This is a genomic window from Mycoplasma sp. HU2014 (assembly GCF_001199495.1).
Taxonomy (GTDB): Bacteria; Bacillota_I; Bacilli_A; order Mycoplasmatales; family Mycoplasmataceae; genus Mycoplasma.
The window spans coordinates 1-14,631 of record NZ_LFYS01000024.1 but is presented as its reverse complement, the minus strand read 5'-3'; the positions used below and the strand labels follow the sequence as shown (position 1 = coordinate 14,631).

13 protein-coding genes and 1 pseudogene are annotated in these 14,631 nt (G+C 26.1%); 1 reads left to right on the top strand and 13 read right to left on the bottom strand.

All coding sequences use genetic code 4. The features are described from left to right. Nucleotides 1-415, top strand: a 415-nt coding sequence (locus AB668_RS01365) for a transposase (protein WP_152908021.1), incomplete at its 5' end; no start/stop codon positions are given. Nucleotides 416-514: 99 nt separating this feature from the next. Here the strand turns inward: AB668_RS01365 and AB668_RS01360 are convergent. The 13 genes and pseudogenes from AB668_RS01360 to AB668_RS01305 all read right to left on the bottom strand — a co-directional run. Beyond that, nucleotides 515-1,750 (bottom strand): replication-associated recombination protein A, encoded by a 1,236-nt coding sequence (locus AB668_RS01360; protein WP_050517294.1) that lies wholly within the window; start codon nucleotides 1,748-1,750, stop codon nucleotides 515-517. A gap of 75 nt (nucleotides 1,751-1,825) precedes the next feature. After that, nucleotides 1,826-4,156, bottom strand: coding sequence for an endopeptidase La (gene lon / locus AB668_RS01355; protein ID WP_050517293.1), 2,331 nt, complete (start codon nucleotides 4,154-4,156; stop codon nucleotides 1,826-1,828). Nucleotides 4,157-4,284: 128 nt separating this feature from the next. Further along, entirely contained in the window at nucleotides 4,285-5,571 is a 1,287-nt protein-coding gene (tig, locus tag AB668_RS01350) for a trigger factor (RefSeq protein ID WP_050517292.1), read from the bottom strand. A gap of 18 nt (nucleotides 5,572-5,589) precedes the next feature. Then, on the bottom strand, nucleotides 5,590-5,886 hold the full coding sequence (locus tag AB668_RS01345; protein ID WP_050517291.1) for an MMB_0454 family protein: 297 nt from the start codon (nucleotides 5,884-5,886) through the stop codon (nucleotides 5,590-5,592). A 25-nt stretch (nucleotides 5,887-5,911) separates the two neighbouring features. Continuing rightward, nucleotides 5,912-6,466, bottom strand: coding sequence for an elongation factor P (efp, locus tag AB668_RS01340; protein ID WP_050517290.1), 555 nt, complete (start codon nucleotides 6,464-6,466; stop codon nucleotides 5,912-5,914). A gap of 102 nt (nucleotides 6,467-6,568) precedes the next feature. Next, nucleotides 6,569-7,525, bottom strand: a complete 957-nt coding sequence (fmt, locus tag AB668_RS01335; protein WP_050517289.1) for a methionyl-tRNA formyltransferase — start codon at nucleotides 7,523-7,525, stop codon at nucleotides 6,569-6,571. Then, a complete protein-coding gene (locus AB668_RS01330) occupies nucleotides 7,515-9,641 on the bottom strand; it encodes a DUF2779 domain-containing protein (protein ID WP_050517288.1) in 2,127 nt (708 codons plus the stop codon). Before AB668_RS01330 ends, fmt begins: the two co-directional genes overlap by 11 nt. 95 nt (nucleotides 9,642-9,736) lie before the next feature. Then, entirely contained in the window at nucleotides 9,737-10,357 is a 621-nt protein-coding gene (locus AB668_RS01325) for a hypothetical protein (RefSeq protein WP_050517287.1), read from the bottom strand. A 49-nt stretch (nucleotides 10,358-10,406) separates the two neighbouring features. Next, the gene (gene mnmA / locus AB668_RS01320; protein WP_050517286.1) at nucleotides 10,407-11,531 is read right to left on the bottom strand and encodes a tRNA 2-thiouridine(34) synthase MnmA; all 1,125 of its coding nucleotides are present in this window, start codon (nucleotides 11,529-11,531) and stop codon (nucleotides 10,407-10,409) included. Nucleotides 11,532-11,628: 97 nt separating this feature from the next. Next, on the bottom strand, nucleotides 11,629-12,096 hold the full coding sequence (locus AB668_RS05905; RefSeq protein WP_235443318.1) for a hypothetical protein: 468 nt from the start codon (nucleotides 12,094-12,096) through the stop codon (nucleotides 11,629-11,631). After that, nucleotides 12,041-13,051, bottom strand: coding sequence for an MFS transporter (locus AB668_RS01315; RefSeq protein ID WP_235443317.1), 1,011 nt, complete (start codon nucleotides 13,049-13,051; stop codon nucleotides 12,041-12,043). Before AB668_RS01315 ends, AB668_RS05905 begins: the two co-directional genes overlap by 56 nt. Continuing rightward, on the bottom strand, nucleotides 13,051-14,010 hold the full coding sequence (locus AB668_RS01310; protein ID WP_004427068.1) for a DHH family phosphoesterase: 960 nt from the start codon (nucleotides 14,008-14,010) through the stop codon (nucleotides 13,051-13,053). The genes AB668_RS01315 and AB668_RS01310 overlap by 1 nt, the downstream gene beginning before the upstream one ends. 165 nt (nucleotides 14,011-14,175) lie before the next feature. Continuing rightward, nucleotides 14,176-14,631 (bottom strand): annotated as a pseudogene (locus AB668_RS01305) (transposase); the annotation flags it as partial.

The following is a 14,631-nucleotide window of genomic DNA, read 5'->3' as shown; positions in this document are numbered from 1 at the left end:
AAAATACGATGGATATTATGTTTATGAAACAAATAGAACTGATTTATCTGTAGTTGATATTGTAAATTTATATTCAAAACAGTGACAAATTGAATCTAATTTTAAAACGTTAAAAGGTAAATTCTCACTTCGTCCAATGTATCTATCAACATGAAATCATATTGTTGGATATATTTGTTTATGTTTTGTATCTTTAGTGTTTTTAAATTATGTAGTTTACCTTTTGAATTCTAGATTAGGATTACAAGGTAAAAATAGAATTACTGAACATAAAATGATTAACGTTATTAAAGATGTCAAAGAAATTGAGGTATTTGTAAACAAACAAAAAACAGAAACAATACAAGTGTTTAATGATGGGTTAAAAGAAAGTTGAGATACTTATCACACTCTTTTAGAAGTTTTAAAAAGATAACAGTTGACTTATAAATTTAGGTTTATAAGTTTAAACTGTTATTTTTATGCTTAAAGTGGGAAACGTAGGAAATAAAAACTTTCTCGCTGAGAAAGTTTTTTATTTCTTGTTTTTCGTCTTATTATAAAGTTCATAAACTTTGGCTTCATAAACAGAATTTTTAGGTTCATAAAATTTAATGTTCTTCAATTCATCTGGTAAGTATTGTTGTTCAACTCAAGAGTTTTTATAATCATGAGAATATTTATAACCTATTCCGTTTCCTAGTTTTCTAGCAGATTTATAATGAGTATCTTTTAAGTGTTTTGGAATATCATAAATCTCACCATTTAAAACTAACTGATGAGCTTTTTTTGTAGCTAAGTAAGCTGAATTAGATTTTGGACTTAATGTCATTTCGACAATAGATAAACCTAAAATAATAATCCCTTCTGGCATACCAATTTGTCTGAAAGCGATTGTAGATTGTACAACTCTACTTGGTATTGTAGGATTTGCCATTCCTATATCTTCATAAGCCATAATAACCATTCTTCTCATTAAAGTTTCATAATCACCTAACTCTATTAATCTAGAAAAATAATATAAAGAAGCATCCACATCACTTCCTCTAATTGATTTTTGCAGAGCTGATTTTAAATTATGAAATTCATCACCATATGCAGAATCAGAATTTTTAGACATTGTTAATATCATCTTAATTTGTTTTATATCAATCAATTCATCTTTATAAAGTGTTTGAATTAATTCTAATGAGTTTAAAAAACTTCTAACATCACCAACACATATCTCACTTAAATAGTTCAATGCTTCATCATTTATATTAACTGATATTTTATTTTCACTAATTAATTTTTTTGCATATTCAAACATTTCTTGAGGTGAAATTGATTTTAATTGTATTAATAAACTTCTACTTCTTAAAGCAGGATTAGTTACAAAAAAAGGATTTTCTGTAGTTGTAGAAAATACATAAATATTTCCTTTTTCCATGTATTCTAACAGAATATCTTGCTTATCTTTATTTAAACGATGTATCTCATCAATAATTACAATAAATCTATCTTTTAACAGTGCTTTATCAATAATTTTTACTAGTTTTTCTTTTTTATCATAACTAGCATTAAAAAGTTCGTACTCAATATTTAAATCATTTGCTAAACTAATTGCAAAACTAGTTTTACCAACTCCACTAGGACCAAAAAAGATTAATGAAGTACAATAATTATTTTTAATCATTTTATTAATTAGTCCGTTTTCTTTTAAAATATGAGATTGACCTATAATTTCTTTAACGCTTTTTGGTCGCAATAAAAATGATAGCGGTTTATTCATAATAAATCTCCTAAGTATAATTTAATTTTAATACTTTTAAAGTAATAAAAAGGTTGGATAAACCAACCTAATTAATTATTTTTTAAAAACAATATCAAATACTTCTTCGTATTTTGAAACTGGAGTTATTTTTAATACATCTTGTACTTCTTTAGGAACATCATCAAGATCTTTTTGATTTTTAAAAGGAATTAGAATGTGTTTTAATCCACTTCTTGAAGCTGAAATAGATTTTTCACGTAATCCACCGATTGGAAGAACATTTCCTCTTAATGTAATTTCTCCTGTCATTCCTATTTCTTTTGAAACTGGTTTTTTAGTTAATGCTGAAATTAAAGCAGTAGTTAATGTAATACCAGCACTTGGTCCATCTTTTGGAACAGCTCCTTCAGGAACGTGAATATGAATATCAACATCTTTAAATGCATCTTTGTCAATTCCAAATTTTTCATAATTTGATTTAACATAAGTTAGTGCGATTGTTGCTGATTCTTTCATAACTTCACCAAGTTTACCAGTTAAAGTTAGATTTCCTTTTCCTGGATATATACTTACCTCTATTGGTAAAATATCTCCACCAAATTGAGTGTATGCTAATCCAGTAACTACTCCAACTTGAGAATCATCTTGTTTTGAAGTATGTTCAAAAATATGTTTACCTAAATATTCATTAACAACTTTTCTATCAACAACAAGATTTGTAACTTCACCATTTAATAATTTAACAATAAATTTTCTAGCTATTGTTGAAATTCATCTTTCTAATTGTCTTACACCGGCTTCTCTAGTGTAATACTTGATCATTTCATCATAGGCCTCATCAGTGAATTTTAATTCTTCTTCTGTTAGTTGGTCTTCTTCTAAGATTTTTGGTGTTAAATAATCTTTTGCAATGTGCATTTTTTCTAATTCAGTATAACTAGATAAATTAATTATTTCCATTCTGTCATATAATGCTTCTGGAATATTTTCTGGATAGTTTGCTGTAGCAATAAACATAACAGTACTTAAATCATAAGGTTCTTCAATGTAATGATCTGAGAATTCTTTGTTTTGTTCTGGATCTAAAACCTCTAACATAGCTGAAGCAGGATCTCCTCTTTGATCACTTGCCATTTTATCAATTTCATCTAGTAAGAATAATGGATTTTTAACTTTTGCACGTTTCATTGCTTGAATAACACGACCAGGCATTGAACCTACATAAGTTTTTCTATGTCCTCTAATTTCTGATTCATCTTTAACTCCACCTAGTGAAACTTTAACAAATTTTTTACCTAAAGCTTCAGCAATTGATTTAGCTAAACTAGTTTTACCTACTCCAGGAGGACCTACTAATGTAATAATTGGGCCTTTTAAAGTTTTAGTTTTTTGTTTAACAGCAAGATATTCAATAATTCTTTCTTTTACTTTTTTTAACCCAAAATGATGTTTGTTTAAAACTTCTTGTGCATATTTTAAATCAGCAATGTCTTCAGATTGTTCTCATCATGGAATTGACATCATTCAATCAACATAATTTCTTTCAACATTTACTTCAGCACTTCCTGGTTGCATTGTTTCGATTCTTCTAATTGAAGATAAAATCTTTTCTTTAACATTTTCTGGGAATGGTTCAGTTTCTAAACGTTTTTTATATTTATCTAATTGACTTTTATCTGAGTCTTCATCATCTAGTTCTTCTTTAATGATTCTCATTTTTTCTCTTAGATAATATTCTTTTTGTTGTTTGTCCATTTTATCTTTTAACTTTTTATTAATTTCAGTTTCCACTGATAATGCATCTCCAGTTTGAGATTGAGCTTTACTTCTATCTTTTAATAAGTCTTTTAATAAATTAATTTTTTCTTCTAATGAAATTGATTGTAATAATTTAATTTTCATAGGTAATGGTATAAATGAAGCTTTATCAGCTAAATTATATATTAGTTCATTAACATTACTTCAATCATCTTTTTTAATAGCTTGGTCAAGTTCGCTTGTACTTCTTGAAGTAACTTTGCCTAGATCTAAAATTAATTCTCTTATTTTATTTTTCTCTTGATCAGTTGTTGGAACTTGATCTTCTAAAACTGTTGCTTCTGCATATAAAATTCCATCTTCTTCAATAAAATTATCAATTTGAACTTTTGAAATAAATTCTAATTCTGTTGATAAAGTGCCATCTTTTCATACTTTTTTAACGCTAGCTTTAGCTAAACAACCTATTTCAAATAATTTATCTGTAGAAGGATTTTCATCTAAAGGAACTTTTTGAGAAATAACAATAACTTTACTATCAAAATCTTGTTCAGCTTTTTTGATACTTAACTTACTTTTTTCTCTACCAAATTCTACTACTTTCAAATTAGTAGGAAATAATACTATACCTCTAGTTACAACAACAGGTATTTTATTTATTTTCATACCCTCACTCCTTTATTTATTTCTCTTTATATATCATATCATAATTCTAGCACTTTATATGGTCAAGTGCTAATTAAAGAAAAAACATCCATTTGGATGCTTCAATATAGTTTTAGGAAATTTTTTAATTATTTTCCATTTTTTTCATATAAAAAGTCATAAACCATTTCATCTTCAACTTGATTTTTGATTGAATCTAATGAAATTGAACCTTTAATTAAGTCTAATTCAACACCGTAGTATTTAGCAATTTCTTCAAGTTTATTATTAATAATTTCATCAGTTGCGTTAATGTTTTCTTTGTTTTTAACTTCAGAAATTATTAAGTAACTTTGTAGGCGGTTTTTTGCATCTTTTAATAATTCTTCTTCAATATCTTTATCAGTTAATTTAGTTAATTCTTTGTATTGTTTTAAATTAACTCCTTGTTGAGCGATTTGTTGTTCAAATTCTTTTTTCAATTCTTTTGCTTGTCTTTCGATTGCTGTTTTTGGTAAATCAATTTCTGAGTTTTTGATAATTTCTTCCATAACTTTATCTACAAAAATAGATTTAGCTGAAGCTGTTTTTTGTTTTAAAACATCTGATTTAACTTTTTCTTGTAGATCTGCAAATGTTTTAATTTCTGGCATATTCAGGTCTTTAGCTAATTCATCATCTTTAGCAGGAATTACTTTTTCATTAATTGATTTAATGTTTAAAACAAATTTTGCATCTTTATCAGCTAATGCTGGAATGTATTCTTTAGGGAATTTTACATTAATTTCTTGGTTTTCACCAACTGATAATCCGATCATTGAATCTTCAAATCCTGGAACTAATTGATTTGATCCGATTTCTAATTTAAAGTCTTTTGCTTCACCACCATCAAATGGTTTTTCATCAACATATCCTTTAAAGTCAAATACTACAACATCACCTTTAGCAATTTTTGCATCAGCTGGTTTTGGTTTTTCCATAGCAAATTGTTGACAGTAGCTGTCAATTACTTGATCCACTTCTTGATCAGTTACTTCAATTTTTTCTTTTTCAAATGTTGTGATTCCGGTATATGCTCCTAATTTAATATCAGGACGTAAGTCAAATACAAAGTTAATTACTAATTCTTTTTCACTAACTTTTGCTGGCACTGGAGCAGGAGAATTCATTGGTTCTAATTCTTTTTTTTGTTCTCTAGCAAAATCAAATGCTGATGATAATGATAATCTGAAAGCTTCATTATAAACTTTTGTAGGAGTTAAGTATACATTAACTTTTGATTCTGGAGCTTTTCCTTTTCTGAATCCTGGAATTTCTAAATTACTTTTAATTTTGTTACGAGCTTTTTTTAATAATTCTTCTCATTCTTGACCATCAATTGTAACAACTCATTTACCTTGACCTTGATCAACTAATTTTTCTTCATTAAATTTCATTATTTACTTCCTCTCTTTTTACTTTACATATGAAATATTAATATTTTTAGGTTTTATTGATATAGCTTGAAAAATTGTTTTATCAATAATTTTAAAAAGTTTATCTTTATTAATTTTTAAAGTATCTAATGCTTTTTGTACTTTTATAGTTATTAAAATGTATAATTCATTATCTTGAAAAACGTTTGTTAAAACATCTATACTTTGTGGTTCAACATCGAAATTTGACATAACAGTGCTTTTTATTAATTTATACACTACATTTTGTTCAATTTCTAAGTTTCCACTTCTATTTTTATCAATAGTTATATACATTTAAATCACCTCTTAATTTGTCTAATTAAGCTCTACCAACATATTTTCCATCATTTGTTGAAATAATAACTTTAGTTTCTTCGTTAACAAATAAAGGAACCATAATTTCTAAACCTGTTTCTAGCACAGCTTTTTTTTGAGCTCCACTTGTTGTGTCTCCTTTAACAGCGACTTCAGCTTCAACAACTGTTAATTCAACTTTATCAGGTAAATTAATACCTAAAACTTCACCTTCAAATTCAGTCATTTTGATCATTAAACCATCAACCAAGAAGTTTTTTTCTCACTCTAATCTTGTCATTGGAATTTGAACCTGATCATAAGTTTCAGTATTCATTAAATATGCATCAACACCATCATTGTATAAGTATTGCATATCTTTTCTTTCGATCATTGCTTTGTCAACTTTTTCTCCACCAGTAAAAGTTATGTCAACACGTGATCCTGTTCTTAAGTTTTTAGCTTTAACAGAAACCTTTCCTTGTTGACGTCCAGTTTTAGAAAATGATTGTTCTAAAACTAGATAGATATTACCATCATATAAGAAGGTAGTTCCTGGACGTAAATCATTAACTGACATTTGTACTCTCCTTTTTAATAATAAATTTCTTGCTTAAAAGCAAAATTCTATAATATTATACCACTTAAATCATAGATATTGACTAGCGTATAATCAATGGTTTTAATCAAAAATATCATTAATTTTTAAATCAGATAAATTATTTAAAAAATATAATGATGCAGGTTGTAATTTCTTACCTTGGCGTTGAATTTCTAAAATAGTAATCGCTTTATCTTTAGTTTTAACAACTATTCCTTGTTTATTAATATCAATAATTGTTCCTGGTTTAACATCAATAAATTTATCATCAATTTCAGTTATTTTTGAACTTTTAATTTTATATCTTTGTTCATGAATAGTTGTATAACTAATTGGTGATGGTGAAAGTGATCTAATTAAATTAAAAATATTAAATGATGTATCATCTCAATTAATTTTTTCTTCTTCTGGAGCAATGTTTCGGCAAAATGTAACTTTAGATTCATCTTGTTTGATAGGTGTGTATTTATTATTATAAATATCAACTAAATATTTTTTAGCCATATCAGCACCAAGATCAGCCATTTTATCAAATAAACTTCCTGAATCATCACTATCTAAAATATCAATAGATTCTTGAACATAATAATCTCCAGCATCCATTTCTCTAACCATTTTCATAATACTCATTCCAGTAGTTTTTTTACCTAATTTAATTGCATATTGAATAGGAGCTCCACCTCTTAGTTCAGGTAGTAAGCTTCCATGAAAATTAATAGAATCAAATTTAGCTAATTTTAAAACTTTAGTAGGAATAAACTGACCATAAGCACAAGTAATAAAATAATCAAAATCTAATTCAGCTAACTGTTCATAAACATCACCTATTTTTATAGGTTGAATCACTTTAATATTATTATCTAGTGCTATTTGTTTAACTGGAGTTGGTACTAATTCTTTTTTTCTTCCTTGAGGTTTATCTGGTTGACTTATAGCAAGAATTACTTCAATTTCTTCTATTTGAGTTAATGCTTTTAAAATAGTGGCTCCAATTTTAGGTGTTCCACAAAATACAGCTTTAATTTTTTTATTTTCCATGCTTTTTTTCCCACTTTCTAGTTATTTCAAAAACTCTTTTTAAAATCACAACCATCGCTAAAGTATCACGGTTACAATAATTAATCATATCTTGTTTAAATGTTTGATCTCAAAGTTGATCATCAAGTCTATCTTCTAAAAATCTTCTAAACATTTCACTTGCTTTTCCACCGTTATTAATAGTTAGCATTTTATAAGTAAAATGTGGATCTAAAGCAGGTTGGGTTTTTTTAATTGAAGTTAGTCCGTGAAAATTTTTATTAGCTATTAAAAATGATGGTCTTTCTCCTTTTTTACCTTTAAAAAAATCAATTAGATCAATTGTATTATTTACAACATACAATAAAGGTAGTTCTAATTCAGGAAATAAACAAGCTAAACATTTTAAAACTCTTTGTTCAAAAGATTTATTATAAGCAACATAAACTCCAGGATCATTTTCAAAAATATCTTTTAAAAATTGGATCACAAATCCCTTTCTAGGATCTTGTTTTGAATCTGATAAAAATTGATAATGTTTCATTGTTTGTTCATCATTATAATCATAATTATCATCATTAATTATATGAATGGAATATTGAAATGGTGTTTGATGATATGGATTTGTTCTATAAAATCTAGGTACAGCAAATTTAACTGTTTCAAAATCATACATAAAAATAGGATATTTTTGGTATTTTTTTAATTCTTGTTTTAAAAAATCATAGTTTTCATCTTTAATCATTAATGATTCATCATTTAAAATTTCTTGTTCATATTTAGCTACTTCAAATATTCTTTCTTGATCTTTATTAAAAAAAGTTTTTGAATCAACTAAGTTATCTATTACAACATCATTTAATGTATTGTAATCTTTAAAATAAGGTGAAGGTAACTCTTTAATTAAAAATGCTCTTTTATCTTTATTTTTACCAGTTAATTGTCATCATCCTTCAATAGTTTGGTCAAAATATTTTAAAACATGTTTACATGCTGATTTTTCACCTAGTTCTCAATTAGTTCACTCAGCATTTCTTGATCTAGTTTTAGTAATTTGTAAATAACATGATTCATTATTAAAAATAGATAAAATTTCATTTTCATTTAAACTTAAATATTCTGATATTTTATAAAATAATTCATCTAAATTTATAAAGTTTTTTAAGTTTTGATAATCTTGAAATAAAGTGACTCTATTTTTAGATTCACCAAAGGTTAATTCATCTAAACTAACAAGTTTTTCAATATCAAGATCTTCAGTATCATCTAAATCTTTAAAGTTTAAATTTAAATTATCTATATTTTCAACAACTTCTTTAGCTTTATCAAATGAAATTTTGCCATCTGAATGTTTATCATCAAGATCAGCTAATTCTTTTTTAAAATCAAAATAGTAATTTAAATCTTCAGCGTGTAAATAATCTCTATTTAACTTACAAATCTTTATATTTTCAACAATATAACCGTTTTTTTCTAACACATATGCTTGATAAACTAAATCTCAAAAATGTTCTTTTTTAACACTACTTGTTGCTTTAGCTTCTATTATTTCAACACGATTATCTCCTAAAAGTTTTAAAATATCACATCTAACTTTAAGATTAAAATTATCATATTCAAAAGCAGGTTCATATAAATAAATATATTTGTCTTGATACTTTTCTAATAATTCTTTTGTTTCTTTAACTGCTTGTTGAGTCTTTGTTATTTCATTAAAACTTTTAGTAAGTTTGTTTGGATGATTTTTTCTTTTTTCTATTTCAAAAAATTCAATTGCTTTTTGACCAAATTCTTTACCATCTTCAATAGCATCGCCTTGAAATTCTTCTAAGCTAAAACCATCATCACTTAAAATACTTTCTTCTAATTTTTGTCTTATTAATTCTTTTTCTTTATCAGTTTTTAAATCAGAAAAAACATAATCTTCAAATAAATTTATATTAGTTGCATTAGAGTTATAATCATCTTCAGATTCTAAATCGTTATCTAAATTAAAAAAATATTTCTTGTTTTTACTAAATTCTAATGTTGTTTTAAAATTTTGTATACTATGAAAAACTCAAGCTTGTTTAATACATTGAGTATTAGCTGTTTTAAATGTTTCTTTAGATATATTTGTTTTAAAAATATTTGACATTTTTCTACCTATTTTCTACATTCTTTAAATACAATTATACTTCATTGCTAAGCAAATAAAAATTACAATCTAATATGATTGTAATTTTAAATTTATTAATTTTCTTTAACTCTAGTTGGAACGAATTTATGTTTTGAACGGTGTATTCTTCTTTCGTGATTAATATCTAAGTTTTTCTTTTGTTCTTTAGATTTTTGTTTAGCTTCTTTTAATCTTATTTTTTCTTCTTGTTGAAGTTGTTTTGCACTAGCTTTTTCAGCTAAACGCAATTGTTTTTTTTCTTCTTTTGTAAGTTTGATTTCTTTTTCACCAATTGCTATTCTTCTTTTAGTTTCTTCTAAATCTAATCTAGCATTAACAATTCAGTCTGTTTTATAATCATTTTTATTAATTTTAGTAGTTAAACCTTCAACTTCATAAGCTCTAACTTCAATAATTTCTTGAGTTTTTGGTGAAACTAAATGAACAATAACATCAAAAACATCACGATATTTATATTCAGCACCTCTTCTAGAATAAACTTTTTCAAATTCTATTCTTAAGTTTTTTCTAGATTCATTAATTGCTATATATTGTTTAATTTTGTCTCTAACTTGTTGATAACGTTTTTCTTTTTCTTTTTTATTAGCTTTTCTTGAAGTTAAAGTACTTCAAATAACAAATCCAATAATAAATACAAATAACCCAACCATCATTATTGTATTTCCTGATGCCATAAGTCTTATTCCCTCTTTCAACTAATATATATTATAAATTATTTTTTAATTATTGACTAACTTTATCAATAACTCCTCCACCTAAACAAATGTCATTTAAATAAAATACAGCTTCTTGACCTAGAGTTACTGCTTTTAAAGGAGTTTTAAACGTTATGTGATAATCATTATCTTTAATATGTTTTAATTCAACTTCACTATCAGGCTGACGATATCTAAACTTAGCAGTACATTTGAAATTATTAATATCATCAACATATTTACTTAGATCTATTGTTCAGTTTATTTCAGTTACAGTACAACTATTAGATAATAAATAACTTTCATCACTAAAAGGACAAACATAAATTATTTTTTTATCTATATCTTTTTTAGCTACATAATAAGGTTCTTTCATTCCACCTAAATTTAAACCTTTTCTCTGACCGATTGTATAATACATTACACCAATATGTTTTCCAACAACTTTATTAGTTTTAATATCAACAATATCACCAGGTTGATTTGCGATATAGTTTTGTAAAAAGTTTGTAAACTCTCTTTCACCAATAAAACAAATTCCAGTTGAATCTTTTTTATTAGCTGTAATTAAGTTTTGCTCTGAAGCTATTTTTCTAATTTCAGGTTTTGTTAAGTTATATAAAGGAAATAGTGTTCTTGATAATTGGTTTTGAGTTAATTGACATAAAAAATATGTTTGATCTTTATTATCATCGATTGCTTTTATCATTTCATATTGATTAGTTTTATTATTAAATCTAATTCCTGCATAATGACCCATAGCTATATAATCTGCTTTTAATTCATTAATTGCATAATTTAAAAATTTATCAAATTTAATGTATTTATTACATAAAATATCAGGATTTGGTGTTCTTCCTTTTTGATACTCACTGATAAAATATTCAAAAACATATTCTCAATACTCTTGAACAAAATCAATTCTATGTAATTTAATATTTAATTTATTTGCAACTTCTAAAGCATCTAAATAATCTTGTTCTTGAGGACAAACGCTATCATTAATATTACTATTTCCTAAAACATCATTATTAGCAGCTGAATCTCAATTTCTCATAAATAATCCTTCAACTTCATATCCTTGTTGAATTAATAAATATGCAACAACAGATGAATCGACTCCACCACTTAAACCAACTATAACCTTTTTCATATATCTTCTTTTTTCCTAACTAATATTTTAACTTTTTAAAATAAAAAATAAAACTATTAATTAATAATAGCTTTATTCTTTTGATTTATTATAGTTTCTATTTTCCTGAAACTTTTTTATTTCACATAGGAACTAAGCATAAACAAGCAATAATACCTAACACGATCATTAATATGAACATTGTTTGGAATTGTGCTGCAGAACTAGTAGCTTTAGCTCCTGCTTTATCTCCTAAAATACCTATACCGATAACAACTTTAGAAATTAAACTATCTGCAACAACATAACTTGTGATTCCTAATATTCCTGAAGAAGTAGAAACTACTCTGTGATGAGAGAATTCACCAGCTAACATTCCAAAGAATGTTTGAGGAATAAATATAAACCCTCCTAAGAACATAGAAAACGCTAATAATGGAACTGTTTTTCCAGATTGTCAAACTCCGATAACAGCACAAGTTGTAATAGCAATAGATAAAATTATAACGGGCACGAATCTTTTGAAGAATCTATTTATTGTTAATCCTGCAACAAGTGTTATAACTGCTGCTCCATAATCCATCATTGAATAAATTAAACCAGCTTGTTTTTTTGATATCAAAATTATGAACGTCTTTTAAATATCTTAAAGTAAAATCGTTTAAACCTGCTCTCATTGTATATGTACAAATATTTGCTATAACAAGTAATCAAATTCATTTATTTTTTAATACATATTTAACAAAGAAATAACTAAATGGTTTGTTGTCTTCTTCACTAGCAGCACGTTCGGTTTTACCTATTAATTTTAAATTGTAGTATTTGTCAAGTGGTGGTAATCCAACTTGTTCAGGTCTATCTTTTGCAAATACAACAATAATAATACCTACAACAATACTTAATATACTTGGTAAAATAAAGTATCCAACAGTTCCTAATTTATCACCAAAAATAGTAAATGATAAAGGAATTAATGAAACAGATAATGCTCCTCCTAAGTTATGAGAAATATTTCAAAATACCATTCTGTTTCTTCGACTGTTGTGGTTGAATCATTTATATAATAAACGAATTGCTGGTGTTGCTCCAAGACTGTGAAGATATCCTAATAATACCATTAAGATACATGCCCCTACAACTGAAGCAGTCATATTAGCTGTTGAACTAAAGCTAATTCCAATTAAAATATTAACAATTCCTGCACCAACTAAACCTAATCCTAATAATCAACGGTTAGATTTTGTATCAGAAAGTGGTGAAGTTATAAATTTACATAATCCGTATGCAATACCAAAGGCTAATCCAACTATAGCGAATTGATCTTTAGTTATGATGTTTTCTGCTTGAGCAATACTTCCTCAAATAGTTCATTGTTTTCTTGTAAAGTAATAAACCATGTAACCTAAAAAGGTCATAAAGAATGTCATGTTTTGATTGTATGAATAATCTCTTTTAATCATAAAGTCATACATATTTTCTTTAGTGATAGGTTCAGAGTGTTTTTCATTTAATCAATTGAACATATTTTTAAACTTGTTCACTATTTATCCTCCTTTTCTAAAATAGCATCTAAATCTTGAACAACTTGATCAGCAATGTCAAAACTACTAATTTTAATTCCAGCAGCAGTTTTGTGTCCACCACCACCGTGTTTTTCAGCAACTTGATTGATTTGAATGTTTTGAGAACGTAGTTCAACTCTTATTAATCCATTTTCATATTCACAGAAGAATGCTCAAATAGGTCTGTCTTTAATATTACTTAACAAGTTAACATACTCATAAGCAACATAATCAGTGTCTAAACCAAGCTCTTTTAATTGTGAATATTTTAGATATAAATAGCTAACTCCGTTTTTAGTTGTCTTATAGTTTGAATAAACATAACTAGTTAATTTCAAATCAGTTTCAGTTTTTTGATACATAGTTTGATATAGTTCACTTAAATCAAAACCTTGTTCTAATAAGAAACCTGCTAATCTAAATGTTCTTGGCTTTGGATAACGCAACATAAATCTATTAGAATCAGTTACTATTCCATGATAAATTATTCTTGCAGTGTCAGCATCAATTTTTAATTCTGGATTTTGATAAATGATATCAGCTAACATTTCTGAAGTTGCACAATAATCAGGATCAACTCACATTACATCACCATAAACATCTCTATTTGGGTGATGATCAATTTTAACGATTGTTTTTCCTAAGTGTCAACGTGGTTCATCAATTCTTGGTCTATTGGCTGTATCACCAATAATTACTAAACTATTTTTAAACTCCTCATCGCTAACTTCGTCAAAATCACTACCAATAAAATCTAAATATTTAGTAGGATTTCCTGTAATTTTTACTGTTTTTTCTGGTCAATTTAACTTAATAAGATTTCTTAAACCAAATTGAAATCCATAAGCATCTCCATCGGCAGTAACGTGCCTTAAAAGTATAATTGAATCATTTTCTTTAATTAGATCCAATATTTTTTTTACAGCTATTTTATCCATAGATTTTCTCCTTATATCGAATCTTTTTTTATATCGAATCTTTTTTTAATATCGATTAATATTTTTTACAGCTATTTTATCCATAGATTTTCTCCTTATATCGAATCTTTTTTTATATCGAATCTTTTTTTAATATCGATTAATTAAAAAAGTTTTAGTCTAATACTATATATTTAATAAATCAGCAAGGTTTTGAACGTATTTCAACATCTTGCTTTTCTTTCATTCTTCACCACTTATCTGTTCCATTTTATAACTTCTTAAATATTCTATTATTTGTTTGAAAGAATAATTTTTGTGCAAGTCCAATTTAATAAATTGGTTCTTAACACGTGTTCCAATTATTAATGATAAGTAGTTTATAAATTCAGTTGTATAAACTTTCATTTCAGAATGAACTCTGGTTTTTGATAATTCTAAAATGTTTTTGTAAAAATTGAACATTTCTTCAATCTCTCATCTTTGATCATAAAGTGTGTATACATCTTCTAAACTCAAATCTACATTTGATTCAAAAGCAATTGTTCCAAAATATTCTTCTTCTTTTTTGAATTCAGAAATATCAAAATTATCTTTTCTCAAATGTCTTTGATACCTACCAATACTTTCTTTTCCAGCAAT